General features: G+C 45.2%; 22 protein-coding genes. 19 read left to right on the top strand and 3 right to left on the bottom strand.

Annotated features, from left to right (window positions below; genetic code table 11):
* The first annotated feature begins 236 nt into the window (after nt 1-236).
* The 12 genes from L7E55_RS12710 (at nt 237) to L7E55_RS12655 (ending at nt 12,305) form a co-directional block, all read left to right on the top strand.
* Entirely contained in the window at nt 237-713 is a 477-nt protein-coding gene (locus tag L7E55_RS12710) for a hypothetical protein (RefSeq protein ID WP_277444646.1), read from the top strand.
* 180 nt (nt 714-893) lie between these two features.
* Nucleotides 894-1,346 carry a hypothetical protein gene (locus L7E55_RS12705; RefSeq protein ID WP_277444645.1) on the top strand — a complete coding sequence of 151 codons (453 nt, stop codon included), beginning with the start codon at nt 894-896 and terminating at the stop codon, nt 1,344-1,346.
* A gap of 94 nt (nt 1,347-1,440) precedes the next feature.
* Nucleotides 1,441-2,484: an NAD(P)/FAD-dependent oxidoreductase gene (locus L7E55_RS12700; protein ID WP_338091223.1), complete on the top strand. Its 1,044-nt coding sequence runs from the start codon at nt 1,441-1,443 to the stop codon at nt 2,482-2,484.
* 221 nt (nt 2,485-2,705) lie between these two features.
* The gene (locus L7E55_RS12695) at nt 2,706-4,532 is read left to right on the top strand and encodes a spore germination protein (RefSeq protein ID WP_277444644.1); all 1,827 of its coding nucleotides are present in this window, start codon (nt 2,706-2,708) and stop codon (nt 4,530-4,532) included.
* Nucleotides 4,525-5,622, top strand: a complete 1,098-nt coding sequence (locus tag L7E55_RS12690) for a GerAB/ArcD/ProY family transporter (RefSeq protein ID WP_277444643.1) — start codon at nt 4,525-4,527, stop codon at nt 5,620-5,622. The genes L7E55_RS12695 and L7E55_RS12690 overlap by 8 nt, the downstream gene beginning before the upstream one ends.
* A complete protein-coding gene (locus L7E55_RS12685; RefSeq protein ID WP_277444642.1) occupies nt 5,609-6,880 on the top strand; it encodes a Ger(x)C family spore germination protein in 1,272 nt (423 codons plus the stop codon). The genes L7E55_RS12690 and L7E55_RS12685 overlap by 14 nt, the downstream gene beginning before the upstream one ends.
* Nucleotides 6,881-6,886: 6 nt before the next feature.
* Complete coding sequence (locus tag L7E55_RS12680) at nt 6,887-7,057, top strand: hypothetical protein (RefSeq protein ID WP_277444641.1); 171 nt, start codon at nt 6,887-6,889, stop codon at nt 7,055-7,057.
* Nucleotides 7,058-7,245: 188 nt separating this feature from the next.
* Nucleotides 7,246-7,374, top strand: coding sequence for a hypothetical protein (locus tag L7E55_RS12675; RefSeq protein ID WP_277444640.1), 129 nt, complete (start codon nt 7,246-7,248; stop codon nt 7,372-7,374).
* On the top strand, nt 7,367-8,659 hold the full coding sequence (locus L7E55_RS12670) for a homoserine dehydrogenase (protein ID WP_277444639.1): 1,293 nt from the start codon (nt 7,367-7,369) through the stop codon (nt 8,657-8,659). The genes L7E55_RS12675 and L7E55_RS12670 overlap by 8 nt, the downstream gene beginning before the upstream one ends.
* A gap of 8 nt (nt 8,660-8,667) precedes the next feature.
* The gene (gene thrB, locus L7E55_RS12665; RefSeq protein WP_277444651.1) at nt 8,668-9,570 is read left to right on the top strand and encodes a homoserine kinase; all 903 of its coding nucleotides are present in this window, start codon (nt 8,668-8,670) and stop codon (nt 9,568-9,570) included.
* 65 nt (nt 9,571-9,635) lie between these two features.
* Nucleotides 9,636-10,847 (top strand): aspartate kinase, encoded by a 1,212-nt coding sequence (locus tag L7E55_RS12660; RefSeq protein ID WP_277444638.1) that lies wholly within the window; start codon nt 9,636-9,638, stop codon nt 10,845-10,847.
* A gap of 393 nt (nt 10,848-11,240) precedes the next feature.
* Complete coding sequence (locus L7E55_RS12655; RefSeq protein ID WP_277444637.1) at nt 11,241-12,305, top strand: C40 family peptidase; 1,065 nt, start codon at nt 11,241-11,243, stop codon at nt 12,303-12,305.
* On the opposite strand, the gene L7E55_RS12650 is transcribed toward L7E55_RS12655, so the two are convergent.
* Complete coding sequence (locus tag L7E55_RS12650) at nt 12,293-13,438, bottom strand: HD-GYP domain-containing protein (protein WP_277444635.1); 1,146 nt, start codon at nt 13,436-13,438, stop codon at nt 12,293-12,295. The genes L7E55_RS12655 and L7E55_RS12650 overlap by 13 nt on opposite strands.
* A 308-nt stretch (nt 13,439-13,746) precedes the next feature.
* On the opposite strand from L7E55_RS12650, the gene L7E55_RS12645 reads away from it, so the two are divergent.
* On the top strand, nt 13,747-14,073 hold the full coding sequence (locus L7E55_RS12645; protein ID WP_277444634.1) for a hypothetical protein: 327 nt from the start codon (nt 13,747-13,749) through the stop codon (nt 14,071-14,073).
* A 137-nt stretch (nt 14,074-14,210) separates the two neighbouring features.
* Here L7E55_RS12645 and thrC read toward each other — a convergent pair whose 3' ends face one another.
* Entirely contained in the window at nt 14,211-15,716 is a 1,506-nt protein-coding gene (thrC, locus tag L7E55_RS12640) for a threonine synthase (RefSeq protein WP_277444633.1), read from the bottom strand.
* A 144-nt stretch (nt 15,717-15,860) separates the two neighbouring features.
* Between thrC and L7E55_RS12635 the strand changes: the two genes are divergently transcribed.
* A complete protein-coding gene (locus L7E55_RS12635; protein ID WP_277444632.1) occupies nt 15,861-16,820 on the top strand; it encodes a restriction endonuclease in 960 nt (319 codons plus the stop codon).
* A gap of 46 nt (nt 16,821-16,866) precedes the next feature.
* Here the strand turns inward: L7E55_RS12635 and L7E55_RS12630 are convergent, their stop codons facing one another.
* A complete protein-coding gene (locus L7E55_RS12630) occupies nt 16,867-17,718 on the bottom strand; it encodes a polysaccharide deacetylase family protein (protein WP_277444631.1) in 852 nt (283 codons plus the stop codon).
* A gap of 260 nt (nt 17,719-17,978) precedes the next feature.
* Between L7E55_RS12630 and L7E55_RS12625 the strand changes: the two genes are divergently transcribed.
* From L7E55_RS12625 to L7E55_RS12605, 5 genes are all read left to right on the top strand, one after another.
* Nucleotides 17,979-18,734 (top strand): SIR2 family NAD-dependent protein deacylase, encoded by a 756-nt coding sequence (locus tag L7E55_RS12625; protein ID WP_277444630.1) that lies wholly within the window; start codon nt 17,979-17,981, stop codon nt 18,732-18,734.
* Nucleotides 18,735-18,738: 4 nt separating this feature from the next.
* Nucleotides 18,739-19,197: a chemotaxis protein CheW gene (locus L7E55_RS12620; RefSeq protein ID WP_277444629.1), complete on the top strand. Its 459-nt coding sequence runs from the start codon at nt 18,739-18,741 to the stop codon at nt 19,195-19,197.
* 182 nt (nt 19,198-19,379) lie between these two features.
* On the top strand, nt 19,380-20,663 hold the full coding sequence (locus tag L7E55_RS12615) for a CheR family methyltransferase (protein WP_277444628.1): 1,284 nt from the start codon (nt 19,380-19,382) through the stop codon (nt 20,661-20,663).
* Nucleotides 20,664-20,722: 59 nt separating this feature from the next.
* Nucleotides 20,723-21,322: a chemotaxis protein CheW gene (locus tag L7E55_RS12610; protein WP_277444627.1), complete on the top strand. Its 600-nt coding sequence runs from the start codon at nt 20,723-20,725 to the stop codon at nt 21,320-21,322.
* A gap of 31 nt (nt 21,323-21,353) precedes the next feature.
* Nucleotides 21,354-22,994, top strand: a complete 1,641-nt coding sequence (locus tag L7E55_RS12605; protein ID WP_277444626.1) for a methyl-accepting chemotaxis protein — start codon at nt 21,354-21,356, stop codon at nt 22,992-22,994.
* The last annotated feature ends 8 nt before the right edge of the window (nt 22,995-23,002 follow it).

Here is a 23,002-nt window from a genome sequence, read left to right as displayed (position 1 = left end):
TCCGACGGTACCTCCCAGGTTTGTCTGCGAAAAATGCGGAGGAGAAATGCGTCCTAAAGAGCCATGGCAAAACAGCTTAGAAGATATCTTCTAGAAAAGGAAGAACCGCCCGATAGGGCGGCTTTTTGTTCTTGTTCAGGCGTACTTGAGCATCTGTTCATATTTTTTACTCATGGGGGAAACATTAATCAATATATAAGTCTTGTCACTTGCCGCTTGAAGGGAGGGTGCAATATTTGCCTGAATACGCCTGGCCGATCAGCTTAGTTATTGCCTGGATTATTTTTTTCCTGCTGGTGGACTGGTCCCGGCTTAAATACACTATATGGGGCGGGGCTATTGCTTCCATCCTGCAAATACTGGTGGATACCGCGGCAATGAAGATGGATTTGTATCATGTAAAAAATATAACCCATATCCTGGGTTCTTCTGTTTATTTTACCTTCGGGGTGGTTTTCACCGTTGGCGTTTTGTTTACCCAGTCCATGCCGGTGTCACGTTGGATGCAAGCCTTGAACATCCTGGTTGTAGTAGCCCTTTTTTCCATTGAAGAGCATCTTTATGTAAAAATTGGCGTGTTGGAGTATAACCATTGGAATCACCAGGCCAGTATTTTTATAAATTTGCTTGTATTCACCGGCTTCACCTGGTTGGTGGATACGCTTAAGTTGAACCGGGTAGGCCGTATTGAAAAAGGAGGTTCGATAATTTGAACCTGCTTGAATTTACTTTGTACTCGCTGCTAATCGGTTTGTTGGTTTTTTCCTGGTTTAAATTTTTAACCAAAATACGATAGCTCATCAAATTGAGCAGCGCTCATGCCCGTATGGTTACTGTAATAATACTGTAATAATACTGTAATAATACTGTAATAATTGAGAAAGGTTAAGTTTATGTCCCATATACTTTTTGCGCTTTTCGCCTGGACAATATGCTTGGTTTTTGTTAAAAAACGTTATCCTGAGTTTTGGCTGGCTGGTTTTATCGGTGTTGCCATGATGGCCTCCATAGATTACATCGCGATTAAGCTAAACCTGTACAATTACCCGGACGGGATTATTTATATCGGAGGGATACCCTTATTTCAGTATTTCGGTACTTATGCGATGTCAATCATTTATCTGTGCCGGTTACCCGGGCGGTGGAAGGACAGATTCTTATATACAGCATATATCGCGGTTTTTTATCTTGCCGTCGAGGCGGCGGTTTACAGCCTGGGCGGCATTGCTTACCCGAACTGGAAACTGGGGTACAGTTATTTTTTACTAATTGCGGGCCTTACTATGCTTGCTTTTCTCTATAGTGTCACGACCCGCCCTTCCAAATTAGCCCTTAAGAAAAATTAGTGATTATTATTAGTGTACCTGGCTATTTAATGCATTATTACGATTCAAAATTAAACGCAAAAGTTTTATGTCAAAGATGAAAGGGGTTAAAAAATTGAGAGTCGCCATCATCGGCGCCGGTGTTAGTGGTTTAGCCTGCGCTCATGAATTGGAGCGGCACGGGGTTAAACCGGATATATATGAACAGCGGCCCCGCAGCGGGGACCTTGTTGAACACGTTGGCGTACTCTTGCAGGTCATGAACAGGCCGGTAAAAGACCAGATTGAGGAAATTAAGGAAAGCTGCCATATTTCCATTAAACCGTTGAATTTGGTTAATAAGGTTACCATGTACGCTCCCCGGGCTTCAGGTTCTATTTGTGGAAAGTTGGGCTACTTGATCAAAAGAGGGCAAGGGGTTGATGCTGTTGAAAATCAGCTCTTCTCATTGGTAAAAACGCCCGTTAGATATAATTTCAGAGCTGATTGCGCGGCTCTCGCCCGGAAGTACGATTATGTAATTGTTGCCTCGGGTACTTATGACATTACTAAAATACTAGGCTGCTGGGAGGATGTTTATAAAACCTGGCTGATGGGGGCGACAGTTTTAGGTTCATTTGAAACTGATGAAATAAAAATGTGGCTTAATACGGAGTACGCAAAAAGCGGGTACGCCTACCTCACGCCATTTAACCACGAGAGTGCCTCTCTGATTTTGGTTGTATCCAACGCCAACAGAAAAAACATCGTTGATTATTGGAAAAAATTCTGGCAAATAGAAAATTTTACTTTTAAAATTAGCTCGCTTTGGGATTGGGAACACGTATCCGGATTTGTTTATCCCCACCAGGTTGGCAATATTCTTTTTGCCGGCAACGCCGGGGGATTTATGGAACCGGTATTGGGGTTCGCGTTATTTGACGCAATCAGAAGCGGAGTGTATGCAGCCAGGTCAATAGTCGAAGGGGGAAAATATGAGGATTACTTGGCGCGTCTAAAAGAAAACATCTGGGCTTCCATTAAGTTGAGAAAAGTGCTGAACCGTTTCACCAATAAAGATTACGACCACCTTATCGCTATTTTAACCGCGCCGGGGATTAAGCAATTTGTCTACAATACCAACCTGGACATTATCAAGCATCTGGCGGGAATCCTTTAGCTTGACAGGCGTCGTGGCAATAGCGACAATATTTGAACCGCAACGGTCTTCAGCGGTCTGAAAGCAACACGGTAAATTACGCTTTTAAATAATTGGACAAGAAGTTTCTTATTTGTCCTTGATTCGTAAAAATAGCTTGCTTGCTTAGTAAAAATTAACAGGATAGTAAATCCCAATTAGGGCAACATATTTACCAAATGATTGAAAATGGCAGGTGTGGCATGAGCATTCTTGTAAGTTTACTCAAGTTGATTACCTACCAGGAAAACCCCGACCGCGAAGGGTTTGTCCTGGAGGAAACGGCTGAAGAAAAGCAAACAACCCGGAAGAGCGAACCCCCCTCTGGTGGTGAAGCCGCCCCCGGCGATCAAGAAAAAGCGCCGGCCGGCCGCCGCTCCTTTAAAAAGCCCGTCCGTCCCGCCGGTAAACTTACGGAAAAACCCAAAAAGGTCAAAGACAGCGGTAAGGCGGGAGATGTTCAAACAGGGCAAACCTCCGGGCAAGCGCATGGAAAACCGGTGGTAGACGACCTGCCGGTTAGCGCTTCGCTTGCGGAAAACCGGGAAACTATCGAGGAATTATACGGGATGCCGGAAAATAAAGATATCATAATAAGAGATATTGTCATCGGAACAAACCCGTCGATTGACGGCTTTGTCGTTTTCATTGACGGTTTGGTGGACAAGTCTGTCCAGGACTTGCTGTTTCAGGCTTTAATGCTTTTTGCCGCCCGGCCCGCCCCGCCGGATAAAGGCAAGCTGTCCTCATATGTTAAAGAAAGGCTGCTGCCGGGCAACCAGGTTTCTGTCCAGTCACGGTTCCGTGATATTCTGGACGCGGTGAACTACGGCGATACGGCCTTGTTTCTGGAAGGATGCGCCGAAGCGGTGCTGGTTGAAACCAAGGGATGGGAGCACCGGGGGGTGGAAAAGCCCGTTATCGAGCAAGTACTCCGCGGGCCGCAAGAAGCATTCGGGGAAACCCTGCGCACCAACACGGCCCTGATCAGGAAATTAATCAAAAACGAAAACCTGACCACGGAATTATTAAAGGTAGGCGCCCGCAACCGGGTTAATGTGGCGGTTATGTACCTGCGCGACCTGGCCAACCCCGCTCTGGTGGCGGAGGTGAAAAGAAGAATTGAAAGCATTAAGACGGACTTCATTGTGGACAGCGGGGTGCTCGAAGAATTTATCCAGGACAACCCCTATAATTTAAACCCGACGATATTGGCCACGGAACGCCCCGACCGTGTAGCCTCAAGCATTGTCGAGGGAAGAGTGGCCATCATCGTCGACGGCAGCCCCTTCGTCCTGATTGTGCCTGCCACCATGTATGAAATGATGCAAACCGGTGAGGACGTCTACAGCCGCTGGCAGCTCGGCACTTTCATCCGTTACCTGCGCGCCCTGGCTTTTTACCTGGCTTTCCTGGCGCCGGGGGTCTACCTGTCTATTGTGCTGTTCCACCACGAAATGATCCCTACAGAGCTGCTCCTAGCCATCGCCGGGAACCGTGAAAAAGTCCCCTTCCCCTCTCTGGTCGAGGTGCTCTTGATGGAAATTTCCTTTGAGCTGATCCGGGAGGCGGGGCTGCGCATACCCGGCATCATGGGTACGACCATCGGCATCATCGGCGCGCTGGTTTTAGGCCAGGCCGCCGTTCAGGCCAACATCGTCAATCCAGTTTTGGTGATCCTGGTAGCCGTAACCGGGCTGTCCAGCTTTGCCATTCCATACTTTTCCCTGGCTTTCACCCTGCGGATCTACCGTTTTTTTTACATCATGCTGGGAGCGACAATGGGTTTTTTCGGGATCGCCGTCGGGCTGTTCAGCCAGATCGTTTTGACAGCCAATTTAAAATCTTTCGGCGTGCCGTACCTGGCCCCAATCGGGCCCAGGACCGTCGCCGGCGCGGACGTGGTTACCCGGCTGCCGGTGTTCTTTCACGAAAAGCGGCCGGACTACCTGAACCCGCAGGATATTAACCGCCAGCCGGATGTTTCCAGAAGCTGGATTGGGCCTGAGAATGGTGGTAAAAATGGTTAAAGAAGGCACATTTGGCCCGGCTGAGGCGATCGCCCTGCTGGCCCTCTCCAGCCTGGCCAGGAGCTTCTTGTCCTATCCGAGATTTCTGGTGGAAATTGCCGGCCCGGCTGCCTGGATGACGCCGGTTGGCGGGCTGGCCGTAACCCTGGTGGGGGTATATCTGATATCGCTGGTCCTCAAAAAAAACCCCGGCTATACCATTATCGAAACCGCCGAGCAGGCCTTCGGCCCGTTTATCGGAACGGCAGTGAATGTTCTTATTGTGGTGTCAGCTTTCGAAATGCTGGGCGCCCTTTTTCTCAGGGAGTTCAGTGAAGCAATGCTGAACACCACCCTGCGTTTTGCGCCTATCAGCATAATAGCTTTTTCTTTTTTGGCGATGGGGTTGTTAGGGGCGTACCTGGGTGTTGAGGCCCTGGCGCGGACAGCCCGCCTTATTTATTTGTATGTATTAGTCGGGCTGCTTGTTACGATCCTTTCTTTAATACCACTTTGGGAGTTTTGCAATTTGTTGCCAATGTTTGGGAAAGGAGCGTCGAGAGATTTTTTCCTTGGCACTTATGCTACCTCCGGAATAACTGAAGTAATTTTAGCCGCGGTAATAGTACAGGCCATGGGTGGAGTCACATACTTTACCAGGATTGGTTACCGTTCCATGCTGATCAGCTTCGGGATTTTGATCGTGCTCCTGGCAACCCTTGTTCTAACTTACAACTGGCCTGTCAGCGAAGAATTCACCCTCCCTTTTTTAAGGCTGTCCAGGACTATTTACCTCGGACGTTTTTTTCAGCGGCCGGAAGCCATTTTTATCCTGATCTGGACTATTGTCGGAGCCTTGAAAATCTCCCTGGTGCTTTACGGGGCGGCAGTTTCCCTGGCCAGGTCGCTGAAGCTGCCTGACTACCGGCCACTGATCTGGCCCCTGGGCCTGGCCATGTTCATTATTGGCCTCCTGCCGCCGGATATGCCTGCCGCCGTGAATCTCGACATTATTGTCAGGAGGCTTGTCTTTATTCCCGACTACCTGTTACCGTTGCTTATTCTCGCCGCGTACTGGCTGAAAGGGAGGAGTGGGCGTGCGGGCAGCTAGGTTGGGCGCTTTATTTCTGACAGCGCTCTCTGTTTTATTATTGACCGGCTGTTTCGGGAGCAGGGAGACCGACGAGACTGCCTATGTCCTGGCCATGGGCTTCGACAAGGGAGAAAAAGACAACATGGTCGTGACCGTCAGCATTGCCAACACGAAGGTTATCGCCGGAATGGCCGGCGGAGCGGGTGGGGCTAAAGAGGAAGGGCGCAATGTTCTGGTGCAAAGTGTGGAGACCTATGGCCCGCTTGCCGGGCTGGAACAATTAAGCTCGGTAACCGGCAGGCACTTGTCGCTGTTGCATACGAAGGCGTATATATTTTCTGAAGAGTTGGCCAAAGAAGGCCTCGCGGACTGGGTTAGCACCATGAGCCGGTACTACGAACTCCGGGCAACTTCCTATGTATTTGTCTGCCGTGGAAAAGCGAAAGATTTCCTGGAAAAAAACCAGCCTCCCCTTGAATTAAGCCCGACTAAACAATACGAGCTGATCGGGAGTTTGTCCAGAGCTCATGGATTTTATAAAAACGCTATGTTTTTGAACTTTCATCAGGATGTAAAGAGCTGGTCGGCCGAGCCCAGCCTGCCGCTGGTGGCCATCCACGAGGGCGGGCTGGAAACAGCCAAGCCGGGGTTGAAAAAAGGGGGGGGCTATGAGCCTGGCCGGTATTTCGCCGGGGAATTACCGGTCAGCGGGGCGAATAAGGCCCAGATTATGGGTACCGCCGTGTTCCGGGGAAGTAAAATGGTAGGTGCTATCAGCGGCGAGGAAACCAGGTATTACCTGATGCTGCGGGGCGAATTCGAAAATGGTTTCTTTTCTTTTGTAGACCCTGTTCTTCATGAGCCCGCGCTGATTGGTTTCACCGTTCACCAGGCGCGCAGCCCCAAATATGTAACCAGTATTAATGAAGACGGGACTGTAACGATTGATGTTGACATTTACCTGGAAGCTGATCTCTCAGCGATGTTGAAAGGCATCAACTACGAGAACCCGGACCTCAAACCAGTTATTGAAGAAGCTTTCTCAATGTATGTCCAGCAGGGGTGCCAGAACTTGATTAAACGCACCCAGGAGGAGTATAAAGCTGATATCTTCAACTTCGGCTACCGGTTGAAGCGTCACTTTTGGACTGTGCAAACCTGGCACGATTTTAACTGGCTGGAGAGATACCCGGAAGCGCAGGTCAGTGTCACGGTGCATACCAGGGTCAGGCGGACCGGTCTTATGTTGAAAACGTCTCCGTCAAAGGAGGATTGATTGCTCATGAAATGGTTGCTGCTGCTGATACCCCTGGCCGTTGCCTATTACACCTGCACTTACGGCCGGTGGGCGCTAAAAAACGGATACCGGCGCGGCGGGGTCGGGGTCTTTTTCCTGGCCGCCTTTGTCCTGGCCCTGGCCGTGTTTGCCCTGTTTTTCAAGCGGGAGTTTTAGCAGGCAGGGTGCAGCGCGGAATGGTGAGAACTGAAGCGGGGCAAGTATAATAGTATACTTGCCCGTATCTGAATGAAGGTTTAACCAACTGATTCGCGAAGCTGTCAAGTCACTTGCCGAAATTTAATGAAGCATTGTTTGACACCTGGAAAAAAGAGACGGTATAATGTCACCAGGGGTGAATTCAAATGACCGTAGTAAACTCGCATATTAAATTAAACTACGGGGATTACCGCCTGCTGTCGGAAGACCGGAATACTTTAGTTAATGACAGTTGCTGTTATATGTTTAAGGAAAGAGGGATTGAGAGTGACTGATAAGGTAATTAGCGTCGGCCTGATGGGCCTTGGTACCGTAGGCCGGGGCGTATACCGCATCCTGAAAGATAATAGTGCGGGAATAGAGCAAAAAGTGGGCGCCCGGGTTGAGATAAAAAAAATATTAGTGCGGGAACCGGCGAAAAACCGGGGTATCGATTTGCGGGAAGATATGCTGACCGCCAATGTCGGCGATATTGTTGAAAACCCTGAGATTGACCTGGTGGTAGAAGTTATGGGCGGAATTAACCCGGCCTTTGAATATTCAATGATGGCGCTAAAAAAGGGCAAAAGCCTGGTTACCGCGAATAAAGACATGATCGCGTTACACGGTAAAGAGCTTTTTGAAGCTGCAGATGAAAATAATGCTGATGTCCTTTTTGAAGCAAGCGTCGCCGGGGGCATACCAATTATCAGGCCGTTGAAAGAATGCTTGGCCGCTAACCGGATCCGGCAAGTTATCGGCATCATCAATGGAACAACAAACTACATGCTGACCAGAATGACCAAGGAAAGCCTGGACTTTGAACAGGTGCTTAAGGAAGCGCAGGCTCTCGGGTATGCCGAAGCCGATCCGTCCGCCGATGTGGAGGGTTATGACGCGGCGCGTAAACTGGCAATCCTCAGCTCAATTGCTTTTAACACCAGAGTGCCGTTAAATAAAGTATTTGTTGAAGGTATTACCGGGATTACCGCCGAAGATATCATTTACGCCAATGAACTGAATTATGTGATCAAACTGCTTGGGATTGCAAAGGAAACAGATGAAGGTATCGAGGTGCGGGTACACCCGGCCTTGCTTCCGAAACACCACCCGCTCGCCTCGGTAAATGACGTGTACAACGCTATTTTTATAAGGGGCGACGCGGTTGGCGACGTGATGTTTTACGGCCGCGGCGCAGGTGAGATGCCAACTGCCAGCGCCGTAGTGGCAGATGTGATGAATGCGGCCCGCAACTTGCTGCGAAATGTGCCGGGTATTATTAGCTGTACCTGTTTTGAGGAGAAACCGGTTAAACCGATGGGCTCCACCTCGACAAAATATTACGTGCGCTTGAATGTTGCCGACAAGCCCGGAGTATTGGCGGGGATCGCTTTGATTTTCGGCAATAATGAAGTTAGCCTGTCTTCTGTAATCCAAAGGCATACTTCCGGGCATTCTGCGGAAATTGTGCTGGTAACACATGAAGTGCTGGAAAGAAATTTTCAAGAAGCCTTGAAATCAATAAGAAAACTGTCTGCTGTCTATGAAATAACCAGTGTGATTCGCACTGAGGGGGATTAATGCCTCAAATGATTCGTGTGCAGGTGCCTGCTACCACGGCCAACCTTGGGCCTGGTTTTGACTGCTTGGGAATGGCCTTGGAATTATACAACATAGTGGAGTTGGTCCAGGTTCCTTATGGCCTGACCATCGAGGTGACCGGCGAGGGTACGGCTGATATTCCCAGGGATGTGGACAACCTCGTATTTAAGTCTGCGCAGCGTGTTTTCGAACAAGTGGACTTTAAGCCCACTGGTTTGAAAATACGCCTGATTAACCAGATACCGGTTGCCCGTGGTTTAGGGAGCAGTACCGCCGCCATCATCGGTGGAGTGATAGCTGCTAATTTACTCGCCGGGGGACGGCTTTCTTTAAAAGATATTATCAGTTTAGCTAGTTCGATAGAGGGCCATCCGGATAATGTCGCGCCTGCGGTCCTGGGAGGTATAGTGATCTCTGTTCAGGCCGACGGGGAACTAAAAAATATGAAAATCCAGCCGCCTCAAGGCATCAGATGCGTGGTGGCAGTACCTGATTTTATACTTGCGACAAAAACGTCCAGGGATGTTCTGCCGTCTCAAGTAGCATTTCAAGACGCTATATTTAATTTGGGCAGGGTTGCCCTTTTAGTCGCCGCCTTGCAGCGCGGTGATTTCTCCTTGTTGGGGACAGCGATGGAGGACCACCTTCATCAACCCTTCCGTTCAGTTCTGGTTCCTGGTATGAAAAAGGTGCTGGCTGCGGCAAAACTAGCCGGAGCCAGGGGGGTTACTCTGAGTGGCGCGGGACCATCCGTGATTGCTCTTGCTGACGGCAACTTTGATTTAATAGCCCGGGTGATGGGCGATACTTTTCGTCAAAATGGCGTGAAATGCAGGACTTTAGTTCTGAAACCAAGTCCAATAGGTGCGAGAGCACTTGAAGTAAAATAAAATTTTTGATATCAATCATATTAACGTCCGGCTAAAACACCGGACTGAAAGGGCAGGCGATATTATTGTTAGTTGTGCAGAAATACGGGGGCAGTTCGGTGGCCGACGCCGAACGAATCCGGCGGGTTGCCCGGCGGGTTAATGATGTACGGGCTGAAGGTCATAGTGTAGTAGTTGTTGTATCAGCGATGGGCGACACGACTGATGATTTAATCAATTTGGTCGAGAGTATAACCGACAGCCCGCCGGAAAGGGAAATGGATGTTATTTTATCAACGGGGGAGCAGGTTTCAATAGCGCTTCTTGCCATGGCCGTCAAGGAACTGGGGGCGCCGGTAATTTCTCTTACCGGGGCGCAAGCAGGTATTATGACTGATAATGCACATACAAAGGCTAGAATATTGGATGTTAATACTGCCCGGTTGCAAAAAGAAATTGACGGGGGCAATATTGTTATAGTAGCTGGTTTTCAAGGAATAAATGAAAAGAATGATATAACTACTCTCGGCCGTGGTGGCTCGGACACCACAGCAGTGGCTCTAGCCGCTGCTTTAAAGGCTGATCTGTGCGAGATTTATACTGACGTTGACGGGGTTTACACCACGGATCCAAGGATTGTCACAGAAGCCCGCAAGCTTGACGTAGTCTCTTATGATGAAATGTTGGAACTTGCCAACCTGGGAGCGGTAGTGCTGCACCCACGCTCGGTGGAACTGGCTATGCAATACGGGATACCGCTGCATGTGCGTTCAAGTTTTAATCTTAATTCAGGGACAATAGTAAGGGAGGTAGACAGTATGGAGAGATCACTTGTGGTTACCGGTGTGGCGTATGATCTAAATGTTGCCAAGATAGGGTTGTATGATGTATTTGATAAGCCAGGTATTGCCTATAAATTGTTTAAGTCGCTAGCTGATGAAAAAATAAACGTCGATATGATTATTCAAAGCGCTACAAGGGACGAAAGGAATGATATATCCTTCACATGCTCGCAGAGCGATTTAAAGAAAGCATTGTCCGTCGTTGAAGGCCTCTTGCCGGAGATTGGCGCCAGTGGAGTTACCAGCAAAGACAGCGTGGCCAAGGTTTCCATCGTGGGCGCCGGCATGGTCAGCAACCCGGGTGTGGCCGCCATGATGTTTGAAGCGCTTGCGAAAGAAGGAATTAACCTGGAAATGATTAGTACTTCTGAAATTAAAACATCCTGTGTTATCGAAGCAAGTGAGGCAAAAAAGGCTGTACAAACCCTGCACAATAAATTCAACCTGGCAGAATAAAAATTTTTGGGTACTCAGGAGTCAGGAGTCAGGAGTCAGAATTCAGAAGTTTCAAGACGATAAATCATCCTCTCATTCCGACTCATGAGTAGTTACAAATTACCAATGAAAATAAACGTAAGGACAGCGCCGCAGCTTAATTGCTGCGGCGCTGTCCTTACGACATGTCCGGAAGATTGCTTCATTATGCAATACAATTTCTAGTAAATATTCAGGTATTCAGAATTCAGTAGCCTTAATATTCCGGGATAATAAACCATTCTTTATTCTGACTCCTGACTCCTGACTCCTGACTCCTGACTACTAAGAAGAGAGGTTTAGGACTGAAACGCATTTATTCAGTATATAATAGTTTTAAATTATCATCAAACAGGATAGCAGGTGCAATATTAAATGAAATATCCTCGCAGAGGTATTTTATTGCTTTCTACCATGACATTATTAATGTTAATGTCATGCAGGTTGACGCCGGGTCCGGAGCCGGGACAAGACGTTGTACCAGCCAAACCGGTGGCGCCTGTCGAAATGTCGGGAACAGACACTCAGGCAGGGCTTTCGCGTGGAGCCATAACTGAGCCGGTCACCATGCTTTGGTCAAATCCTGGCCAACTCCGCGATTATGATCACTTTCTTCTGGAAAAACCCAGCAACCCGGCTGTTTGGGCAGCCGGTATGGACACCGAGATGCGGTTATGGCTGGTTGGAAAGGCAGAAACCCAGGCGCTTTATGGGGAGCCGGTAGTAATCTTGGAGCGGTGCGGTGAATGGCTAAGAGTAGCGGCTGCCAAACAAAAAAGCAGCCTCAACGAATTGGGCTATCCTGGCTGGGTACCGGCAGTTCATGTTATCACTGAGCAGTCTTATCTAAGCGATTTAGAAACCCGGCCCAATATTGTTGTTGCAAAACCGCTGACCAAACTTTATGCAAATCAAGAATTAACCGAGGTTGTTACAGAACTCTGTTACCAGACCAGGCTTCCGTTGCTGGAAGAGAAAACATATAATGTTGCGGTTCGGCTACCCGATGGCGGTACCGGATACCTGCCGCGCCAGGATGTTAAGAAAACAAGTGAATTGACTTTTTCCGCGGGGGATATTGTAAATGAGGCAATGAGCTTTCTCGGACTGCGGTACATTTGGGCCGGTACATCTTCTTACGGTTTTGACTGTTCCGGATATACCATGCGCCTCTACCAGTCTCAAGGCATATCCATTCCCAGGGATGCTCACGAACAGGCAAGGGAAGGTCAAATGGTAGATAAATCCGACCTTTTACCGGGCGATCTGCTTTTTTTCGCGGCCAAAGAAGGACAGGGGCAAATCCATCATGTAGCTATGTATATCGGCAACGGTATGATGATCCATTCACCCAACAGCAGTTCTTCAGTGCAGATAGACGCAATAGACAGTGGAGCTTACATTAGAGAATATTGGGGAGCAAAACGCTATATCCCGTAAGCTTTGTCAAATTGCCCTTCATCCTGTATTTTAAATCCTTGAATTTCTTCATATTCCAGTACTTTGGTTATTGTTACAGTATTTTGTTTTGACAAGTCAATCTCAACTGGTTTTTCTAAACGTTTTTCCTCAGCGTCAAATATTATTATTATTTTGGGGTATAAAGAATATCCTTTAGCAGTTTCAGTAACCATGGCGATTTCATTGGTGCTGAGGCGCACCAGCGAACCCGCGGGGTAAGCGGCTATGTTGGAGAGAAAGGACCTGACAAGTTTATAATCAAAAAAGAAATTCCCCGAACCGGCCAACATTTCGTAAGCTTCATATGGCGGGTGGGCTTTCCGGTACACCCTATCTGCAGTCATGGCATCGTATACGTCCGCTATTCCGGTAATTTGAGAAAACTCGTGAATCTCTGATTTTAACCCGCAGAGACCTTGCGGATATCCTTCACCGTTAAATCGTTCATGGTGCTGTAACGCGATCAATGCAGATATTTTTTTAATATGCGGTTCGCAATTTGATAGAATCGTATAACCTAACTCTGAATGCTGTTTAACTACATTGAATTCATCAGTTGTTAGCGTGCCCGGTTTGTTTAGTAGTTTTGCCGGGATCAAGGTTTTACCGATATCATGCATCAGGGCGCCCATACCCAGGAGCATTAATTTCGTTTTATTATATCCCAGTGATATGCCTGTAATCAGTGAAAGTACACAAACATTGACTGAATGACCAAAGAGATAATCATCAAAACTACGTATGTCAACCATGTTGACCATTAAATATTGCTTCTCCAGTAACTGGTCGATAATATCAACAATGTTTTTTCTCGCTTCGGAAAGATGCGCTTTATTCAAGGGTGACTTGGCAAAGTCCGTGTCTTTAAGAATATTTTTGGTTAACCTTATTGTATCAACTCTGGTTTTTTCATCAATAATATCTTCCACATAAAAGTCCGGCAGACTTTCATCGATAATATAAATGGCGGGTATACCCATTTTTATTAAACTATCAATATAACTTTTTTTTAAAATAACATGACTGTTTAATAGTATTTCGCCATTGCTGTTATATATAGCATGACCAACTCTCATCCCTGGACGAAGCGCAGTACTCGGAACTCTACGCATAATTTAAACACCTCTATTATAGAATAACTTCCCCGTAAAAGTCTAATTTCCTGCCAATATTCATAAAAAACCTGATTATTGTCGGTTTTCCGCTGTCAGCAAAAATAAATATTAATATGGGTCATAAGTATAACAGGTTACCAATTGACAATCATAATATTGCATTGAAAAGGATTTATTTTATACTCAGATAAATATATTGATATTTATACTAAAAAGATAATTTAATTCTTTATTTTACATAAAGATTGACAATTACCAGTTTTCAATTTATAATTTATTTGATGTAAAAAATAGGAGTGTGAAATATGGCATTTGAAATTTATAAACCACGTGGCGAGCGAGTGCCTAAGTTACCATTGGTCACGATTTCAAAGAATTCTATGGTATTGAACAAATATGCCCGTGAAAAACTGAGTGTCGGCAAAGTTGAACTGGCTTTTGACCCGGAATCTAATGTTATCAGGATAAAAGCCAGTAGTGAAGGTCAAAACATAAAGAAGACCAAGGTATTTGGCAGGGGGTTTTTTAATCACTTTGGAATTACTGCGAAAGGTAAATTCCATGCTGAATATGACGAAAAAGAAAGAGCTTTGTATGTCAATATTGATAAGATGCAAAAGGACCCACAATAATTTAGGGTCCTTTTATATTATTTATTGTCATATTCAGTCAAATGATCAATAAAATATGTGTTGCTATACGATACTTGTAATATATTTTAAAACACTAGTTTGTTTCTTAATAACTGCGATAGGGTAGTTGCAATTAGCTAATTGGCTGATTGCAAGATATTATTGACTTCATCACGCATATTATTTTTTGATACCGTTCTTCGGTGTAGTATGGTTTTCTTGTCAAGGTCTTTGAGCCCAAATGGGATTTCATTACCGCTCAAAACAGAGAGCATTTCCAACAGTTCAAACTCGTTTTTATTCTGTACCGCGTCATCTCCCAGGACGGCCTGGACTACGCTTGTGTTGAATTTAAAAGGACTGGCTGTTGATGCTATAATTGTTTTTGTTTTATCGCCTGTGGCTTTAAGGTATTTCTTATATACATTTATGCCCACACCGGTATGAGTATCTATTACGTAACTGTATTTTTGAAATATTGAGCGAATTGTTTCTATCGTTTCGCTGTCATTTGCAAATCCGGACCAAAAAAGTCTATCTATCCGTGCGAAGGTCAGCTCATCAACATGGTATTTCTCCGAATCTTTTAAACTAGCCATCCATTCACTGGTTTTGGTGTGGTCGCGACCGTTCAGATGATATAGCAGACGCTCCAGATTACTGGAGATAAGGATATCCATCGAGGGCGAAATAGTCTTCCGGAACTGCCGTTTACGGTTATATACACCGGTCCTAATGAAATCGGTGAGGACATTGTTGGCATTGGAAGCGCAAATTAGCCTGCTTATTGGCAAGCCCATCTCCAAAGCGTAATAGGCAGATAAAATATTGCCGAAATTACCTGTCGGCACCACGAAGTTTATTTTTTCTCCCAGGGTCACATTTCCTTTGGCTACCAGGTCCAGGTAAGCTGAAAAATAATATGCAACCTGTGGCACCAAGCGTCCCCAGTTAATTGAGTTGGCAGAAGAAAGACGGTAGTTTTTCCTGTGCAAATCCTGGTTGAACCCGGTGTTTCCAAAAATATCTTTAACTCCGTTTTGTGCGTCGTCAAAGTTGCCCCGTACGGCCACTACATCCACATTGTTGCCTTCCTGAGTAATCATCTGCAGTTGCTGCATTGCGCTTACTCCTTGTTCCGGGTAAAAAACAATAATCCTTGTGCGCGGTACGTCTTTAAAGCCTTCCAGGGCAGCCTTGCCCGTGTCGCCAGAAGTAGCGACAAGAATCACAATGGTTGAGATATCACCAGTCTTGACCGCTGCTTTAGTCAATAAATGGGGCAGAATTTGCAGGGCCATGTCCTTGAAAGCGCAAGTAGGACCATGCCACAACTCTAAAATATAGAGAGAATCGTCTAATTGGCGAACCGGAGCAATAGCTGGCGAATCGAACTTCTCCTGGTTATATGATAATGAAACACACTCATCTATTTCTTCTTCACTATAATCTGTGAGGTACTCTTTTAAAATAACAGCTGCCCGGGCTTGATAGTCCTGATTGGTCATTTCCTTTAACCTGTTAATGGAGATCATTGGTATTTCACAAGGAACGAATAACCCTCCATCAGGTGAAATACCAAGTTTGATTGCTTCAGCTGATAAAATCTTTTTGAACTGGCCCCTGGTGCTTTCGTATAGCATGGTAAGTCCTCCTGTGATAACTGATTACACATTATATAACGAATTGTAACCTAAATAACCTGAACTGACAAGTTTAGTAAAGTCGGCATGTTACTTTTTCCATTTTATTGGGCAAGATAATAGTAAAACGTTGAGGTGTTATAAATGCTCTATAATAAAAAAGAGCCGAAGGAAGATACAAGAAGTGTTTTAGGGCGCCGATTTGATCGATTATGCGGGCTTTTTCTTTTATGGTTGGTAAACTTTCTTTTTGTTGCAAGTCTTGTAGAAAAGCTGCTTACTGCTTTGATGTTTTCTATCCCGCTTCTAGTTTTGGAAGCTGTGGCGCTGCGGATATTTTTAAATATTATTGGGCGCAAGCGGCAACAGCAGAGAAGGTTTTGGCTGGCCGGCAAAAAGTTTATTGAAGATATCTCGAAAATCAATTCACGGAACGAATTTATACTTACAGTGCTGGAGTTATTTGCAAAAATACCTGAATTTCAGACTTTGAGTTTAAATACATCGAGAAAGTGCGATGACAATGATAAAGAAAAAGGAATTGATCTAATCGGTATTTATCAGGGTGTGCCAGTAGCAATCCTGTGTATGCGCACAGAGGGGGGTAATAGAATAAATCAATCTGATATCCGGACATTTGCCGGCGCGCTGAGCCATGGGGGTTATAAAAACGGCTTATTTGTTACAACCGGGGAATACGCGCCTGGTTTGACACGTATAATCAAAGAAATATCCCGTAAAGGTATCAATATAAAATTGATAGACCGGTCAGGGATGATGAATTTAGCTCTGCGAGCAGGCTTAGGAGGATTGCAGGAAAAAGATGCAACCCCCGGGGTATCTTTTCCGGCAGTGAATGATAAGCGGACAATATTTATCTTGATATGGAATTCTGTTTTTCGTTTCGAAAAGGCAAAGAGCTACTTTTTATTTGGACTGATGTTATATGGAGGGCATTTATTGATGCGCGGCACATCTTTTCTTAGTTTGTTTTACCTGTCTTTTGCGCTGTTAAATATCTTAATGGGTGCCGTATGCCTTTATTTAGGCAGGAATGTTGTGGGAAATGACCCTCTAAAAGGTTTTGAGCCGGACAAGCGATAAGCATGAGTCTCGCATGACCGCCCACAGGCTGCAGGAGGCGAATCCGTTACCAAGCCGGCGGTGTTTTTTCGTCAACGACAGCAAAGGAGTAACCCTTTGCTTGTAAAAACTCAATTATTTTGGGCAGAGCCGCGACATCGCTTTCGCGGTTCTTTATGTAATTAAGCGTCGCTGTTCCGGGCGAACTTAAACTGCGATTGATTTCGGTACCGTCATGCATAAGGATAATTGGCGCCTTATTCATTTTTTCCATTTTAACAACCCCATTTGCAACATTGCCGTAAATTTGCTCCGGTGTTGCGCCGTTGGGATCGGTATCTGCGGAGGTAACATTCCAGCCAAGCGAGGTATAACCTTCTCTGCTTAGCAGATTATAAGTTTCTTTATTTAATTTAGGATCACCGCCGGGAGCGCGGTACACTCTAACATTTTTTCCTGTTAACGAGACGATTGCCTGGTTGCACTTTTGTAGATCTCCCAGGTAGGCTTTGGGACTGGCATAAATTTTATCGTAATCATGGCAATAGGTGTGGTTGACCACACCATGTCCTTCATTGACAATTCTTTTTAATACTTCAGGATTTTTCTCAATGTTGTTGCCGATGACACAAAAGCTTGCCTTTACACCATATTTCTTTAAAATGTCTAAAATTATGCCTGTATAATACGAATTGGGCCCGTCATCGAAAGTAAGATAGACGTATTTTGCAGGTTCAGTCTGCGATTTGCCGGCAGTTTGCGGATCGGTTGGGACTTGAACAGGAGTTAAGGGTTGATTCGACGCTTCAGCACTGTCTGAATTACCTGTTTGACTAACTATGGCAACCAGTGGAGTATTTGCGCAATTAGCCAGGAATATTAAACCAATAAGCAATGTAATGGAACATTTATAAAACATTGGGTACTCCTTGTGTCTATTTAGTCATCTAGCAATATAATTGAATATACTCCTGGTTGTCGAATTGTGCAATATAATATTTCCAACATGAAGGCTGATTATTACCCGGCCGGTTGGGACTTGTCATTATGAATAGAGATTTTATATTATTATCTAGGAGAAAAAGGGTGTAAAATATAATCAAGTATTATTGCAAGTTTTTTTTATACAATGTAAAATGCCTGTGAATATAAGTGAACTTATTAAAACGAGGTGAGATAATGAAATACGAAGAAAAAATTAATGCATTTGTTAATCTGTTAAAAGGGTCTTCCCGCACCTTCGCATTGACTGGCGCCGGGATCAGTACGGAGAGCGGCATACCGGATTACCGCAGTCCAGGAACAGGTCTGTGGAATAAGTTCGACCCGATGAAAGTTGCCTGTACTTCAGCACTACGACGTGATCCGGCGGCATTTTACCAAAATAACTTAAAACGGTGGATAACATATTCAGGAGCTGAACCTAACCCGGCGCATTATGCCCTGGCTAAATTGGAACGGGAAGGTTTCTTGATTGGGGTAATCACTCAGAACATTGACGGGCTGCATCGCAAGGCCGGCTCGCAAAAAGTATGGGAAGTGCATGGCCATCTACGCACCTGCCATTGTTTTGATTGCAAAAATAGTTACCCTTTTGAATATTTAATCAACCAATTTGATGCCGGGAAAAACCCGCCCCGCTGTGATAAGTGCAACGGTGTATTGCGCCCTGATATTGTTCTTTTCGAGGATTCGATGGGTGATGACTATTTTCAGGCGACGAAAGCTATTTCAGGCTGCCAGCTTCTTATCGTTGTCGGAAGCAGTCTGCAGGTCTATCCGGTTGCTTCGCTCCCGGACTACGCCAGACAACTGGTAATCATCAATCAGGACGACACCCCCAGGGACAGCCAGGCGGATCTGGTTATTCATGAGAAATCCGGACAAGTATTTATAGACACACTGGCGGCGCTGGGGTTGAAAAAGGAATTGTAATTTTATGAACAGGTTGAATAAATATCTTACTTTTAAAATTGGAGAACAATGGTTTGGTTTTAATCTTCTCAACGTGGAAAGAATCATTCGAGCGGTAGAAGTAACACCATTGCCTCAAGCGCCGGAAGTTGTACTTGGCGTAATCAACGTGCAGGGCAGGATTATTCCAGTTGTTAATATACGGGGACGATTCTGTTTACCCGACCGGGAAATTGGTTTAAGTGACCAGTTCATCATTGCCAATACGTCTAGACGAACTGTAGCCCTGGCGGCGGACGCGGTAGGAGATGTTGTTGAAAGGCCGGAACATGAAATCGTTGCAGCCGGGAAGATCATGCCGGATATAGAGTACGTTGAAGGCGTAATAAAACTTGAGGACGGTATGATTCTCATACTTGATCTCGGCAGGCTACTTTTCCACGAAGAAGAACAAATCTTAATAAATTTAATGGAGGAGAAGTGAAACAGGAAAGAAATATATCTGCCGGTATCTCTGATTTCCTCCTTGCTCAACTCAATGAATTTCTTGCCGAGCGGTTAGGTTTGTATTTTCCGGAGAAGCGCCGGCATGAGCTAAAGCGTGGGATTAGTGCCGCCGCTTTTGCCTTTGGCTTTGAAGACATGGAATCATGCATCCGGTGGTTAATGTCATCGCATTTGTCTAATTATCAAATAGATATTTTGGCAAGTCACCTGACCGTTGGTGAAACTTATTTTTATCGGGATAAAAAAATATTTAATGTGCTCGAAAAGCATATTATCCCCGAATTGATAAACTCTTATAATCTTTTAGAAAAAAGGCAACCAATAAGGATCTGGAGCGCTGGCTGCAGTACAGGCGAGGAGCCATATTCAATCGCGATACTGCTGGATAAAATGAACTATTATTTAAGGGATTGGCATATTAGCATCCTTGGCACAGACATTAACTCAAACTTTTTAAAAAAGGCGCTTGAGGGTATTTATAGTGAATGGTCGTTTCGTGACACACCCGCATGGATCAAGGAGAGATTTTTTAAGCATTCAAAAGATAACCGCTTTGAAGTTCTCCCTCATATTAAAAGAATGGTGCAGTTTGCGCAACTCAATTTGGCAGAGGAAACTTACCCGTCAGTGTTAAACAACACCAGTGCGGTAAATGTGATTTTTTGCCGCAATGTGCTTATATACCTTTCACATGAACAAAAGGAAAAAGTCATTCAACGTCTTTTCCGCTCTCTTAAGCCCGGCGGGTGGCTAATCACCAGTCCAGCCGAAGCTGCGCCCGATCTATATTCCCAATTTACAAAATTAAATTATGATGGAACGATTCTATTTAAAAAAAATGACTTGCAGACTAATTTAATAAATAATTTTGCTACAATACAGTCAAAAACAGAAAAATATCTACCGGGTGACTCCAGTCTTGAATATCAACCTAAATATACAGACGTTTTTCATGCTGACTTATCAGAAAAAACCACCGTTCAGTCTTTTGATGATGGTGTATTAATCGATGCCCAAGCGTCCAATGAAGATTCACGTAACGACAGTAAAATGGCTTATTTAGCGCGGATTTGCGCTAATCAGGGAAAACTTGATGAGGCGCTGGAGTGTTGTGAAAAGGCTATCTGCGCAGATAAACTTAATCCCGGCTTGCATTATCTATTCGCAACAATCCTGCAAGAAAAAGAGCAGGTAGAAGAGGCGATAGTATCATTAAAGCGCGCGCTTTACCTTGACCCCAATTTTGTTCTAGCTCATTTTGCATTGGGAAACATCACCATGCGGCAGGGAAATCATCTTGAATCGAAGAAACACTATAAAAATGCTCTAACGCTTTTAACTAAATATGCTCAAGAAGATATCTTACCGGAGTCGGAAGGCATTACCGCCGGCAGGCTATCAGAAATTATTGCCGGTATAATTGGAAGCAGAATTTTGAGATAAGTAAAAAATCACGCAGTGAGTGCTTCCCATTTATGAACAATAGGAGCGGTGCAAGAATTATGAAGGTTGTCTGGAATGATATATACAATCGTTTAGAAAATGCCAGAGCAGCTGTTGAGAGGGGATTTACACCATCTCCTGAAGAAAGGAAATTGATTCTCAGAGCCAGAGCGAAAACACTTGCCCAAGTGCCCAAAAATAAAGAATCAACTGAAACGCATCTAAAGATCCTTGGATTCTTTTTGAACGGTGAAAAATATGCGGTTGAGTCGGTGTTTATCCGCGAGGTCTGCCCACTAAAAGAAATGACTCCGTTACCTTGCACACCGCCGTTTATTCTTGGGATAATCAATATCAGAGGACAAATATTATCAGTAGTTGATATAAATAAGTTTTTTGGTATTACAGGGAAGGGAACCAACGTTCTCAATAAGACCATAATTGTTCATAACAATGAAATGGAGTTTGCTATTCCCGCGGAAACCATTACCGGTGTTAGCTACATTCCACAGGATAAGATTCAACCATTGCCGCCCACCTTGACCAACATACGCGCGGAATATCTGAAAGGTATGACAATGGAACAATTCATCGTACTAGATATGGCAAGGATTCTATCCGACAAACGGATTGTTGTTAATGAAGAGGGAGAAGCGTGAAACGGTAAAACGAATACATAGGGGTGACAAAATGAATTTTAAAGACATGAAAATTGGAACAAGACTGGGGCTGGGCTTTGGGCTAATTTTGATCCTGCTCGTTATTTCAACGCTGGTAGGAAACAGTAGTATGGGGAAGATTCAGGGCGATATGAATCAGATCTATAATACTAACGTTGTCAGTATGGAATTGGCTTATGATATGTTGGATTCAATGGCCGTCATCTCGCGGGAAACACGCTCTATTATTTTATTAGAGGATTCTAACGCGAAGCAGGATTCCAGCAACAAGATTGAAGAGGCACGGGCTAGATATAATAAGGACTTTGCCAAGCTTAGGGAAATGGACAATACTGTTGAAGGTAAGGCTCTACTGGCAAATGTTGAAAAGGCTATCGAATCCGGCAAACTATCCAACGATAAAGTGGTTACTTTAGGTTTGGCGGGTAATAACGCTGAGGCAGTTTCTGTGATTAATAAAGAAGCTATGCCTGGCATGGCTAGAATTGAAGATTCGTTGAAAAACGTTGTCAATTACCAGGAAGAACGCAGTAAAGCGCGTTTTAACGAGGCGGCTCAATTATATGCCAGAACCCGTTTGTTTATGTTAATTAACAGTGGTATAGCGATAATATTGGGGATATTTATTTCTTGGCTGATTACTTTCATTATCACGCGCAGCATCACAAATCCCTTGAAAATCGCGGTAGACGTGGCTGAACAAATTGCAGACCGGAATTTAAGGGTTGATGTGCCTGTCAATAATAGCCGTAATGAAATAGGTTTCCTGATTCAATCATTCCACAGGATGGTGGAGAATTTAAGAGAAGAAACCAGGCAGATTATGGAAGGGGTAAACGTTCTAGCTTCCTCCGCCAGTGAGATATCAGCCTCAACCGTTCAGTTCGCCTCCGGCGCGGCGGAATCGGCTGCCGCGCTAAGTGAGACAACCGCCACTATGGAAGAAGTAAGACAGACAGTACAAGTTTCCAGTCAAAAAGCCAAATATATGTCGGAGATAGCCCCTAAAGCAATGCAAGCTTCACAAGATGGTCAGGATTCGGTGAATGAAACGATCAAGAGGATGGATCTAATTCAAGAACAGATGGTCTCTATTGCTGAAAGTATTGTCCGGCTTAGTGAACAGAGCCAGGCCATAGGGGAACTTATTTCTATTGTCGATGACGTGGCGGAACAGTCAAACCTCCTGGCGGTCAACGCTTCGATCGAGGCGGCCAAGGCGGAGGAACACGGGCAAGGGTTTGCCGTGGTCGCCCAAGAAATCAAGAGCCTGGCGGAACAGTCAAAACAGGCGACGGCTCAGGTGCGGAGAATCTTGAATGACATCCAGAAAGCCACCAGCGCGGCGGTAATGGCTACTGAACAAGGTAGTAAAGCGGTTGATGCCGGTGTAAAACAATCCACTGAAGCAAGCGAGTCGATCCGGACTATGGCGAATACGATTACGGAAGCAACGCAGGCGTTAACTCAAATTGCGGTTACCGCCCAGCAGCAGTTGACCGGAATTGATCAGGTAGCTATAGCGATGAATAATATTGAGCAAGCAAGCAATCAGAACGTTGACAGCGCTAGACAACTGGAAACAGCGGCGCTGAAATTAGACGAATTGGGACGGAGGCTGAAGGAGTTGGTTGAGCAATACCAGGTTTAAAGAATCGG

Origin of the sequence: Pelotomaculum isophthalicicum JI (assembly GCF_029478095.1) — a bacterium.
In the GTDB taxonomy this organism is placed as follows: Bacteria; Bacillota; Desulfotomaculia; order Desulfotomaculales; family Pelotomaculaceae; genus Pelotomaculum_D; species Pelotomaculum_D isophthalicicum.
This window is presented reverse-complemented; position numbering and strand designations above follow the sequence as displayed.

Coding starts and splice junctions, on each gene's coding strand:
- L7E55_RS12675 (WP_277444640.1), top strand. CDS start 7,246: ATGACCGTAGTAAACTCGCATATTAAATTAAACTACGGGGATTACCGC.
- L7E55_RS12695 (WP_277444644.1), top strand. CDS start 2,706: ATGAGCATTCTTGTAAGTTTACTCAAGTTGATTACCTACCAGGAAAAC.
- L7E55_RS12625 (WP_277444630.1), top strand. CDS start 17,979: ATGAAATACGAAGAAAAAATTAATGCATTTGTTAATCTGTTAAAAGGG.
- L7E55_RS12690 (WP_277444643.1), top strand. CDS start 4,525: ATGGTTAAAGAAGGCACATTTGGCCCGGCTGAGGCGATCGCCCTGCTG.
- L7E55_RS12610 (WP_277444627.1), top strand. CDS start 20,723: ATGAAGGTTGTCTGGAATGATATATACAATCGTTTAGAAAATGCCAGA.
- L7E55_RS12645 (WP_277444634.1), top strand. CDS start 13,747: ATGGCATTTGAAATTTATAAACCACGTGGCGAGCGAGTGCCTAAGTTA.
- L7E55_RS12620 (WP_277444629.1), top strand. CDS start 18,739: ATGAACAGGTTGAATAAATATCTTACTTTTAAAATTGGAGAACAATGG.
- L7E55_RS12630 (WP_277444631.1), bottom strand. CDS start 17,718: ATGTTTTATAAATGTTCCATTACATTGCTTATTGGTTTAATATTCCTG.
- L7E55_RS12605 (WP_277444626.1), top strand. CDS start 21,354: ATGAATTTTAAAGACATGAAAATTGGAACAAGACTGGGGCTGGGCTTT.
- L7E55_RS12655 (WP_277444637.1), top strand. CDS start 11,241: ATGAAATATCCTCGCAGAGGTATTTTATTGCTTTCTACCATGACATTA.
- L7E55_RS12705 (WP_277444645.1), top strand. CDS start 894: ATGTCCCATATACTTTTTGCGCTTTTCGCCTGGACAATATGCTTGGTT.
- thrC (WP_277444633.1), bottom strand. CDS start 15,716: ATGCTATACGAAAGCACCAGGGGCCAGTTCAAAAAGATTTTATCAGCT.
- L7E55_RS12635 (WP_277444632.1), top strand. CDS start 15,861: ATGCTCTATAATAAAAAAGAGCCGAAGGAAGATACAAGAAGTGTTTTA.
- L7E55_RS12650 (WP_277444635.1), bottom strand. CDS start 13,438: ATGCGTAGAGTTCCGAGTACTGCGCTTCGTCCAGGGATGAGAGTTGGT.
- L7E55_RS12680 (WP_277444641.1), top strand. CDS start 6,887: ATGAAATGGTTGCTGCTGCTGATACCCCTGGCCGTTGCCTATTACACC.
- L7E55_RS12615 (WP_277444628.1), top strand. CDS start 19,380: ATGTCATCGCATTTGTCTAATTATCAAATAGATATTTTGGCAAGTCAC.
- thrB (WP_277444651.1), top strand. CDS start 8,668: ATGATTCGTGTGCAGGTGCCTGCTACCACGGCCAACCTTGGGCCTGGT.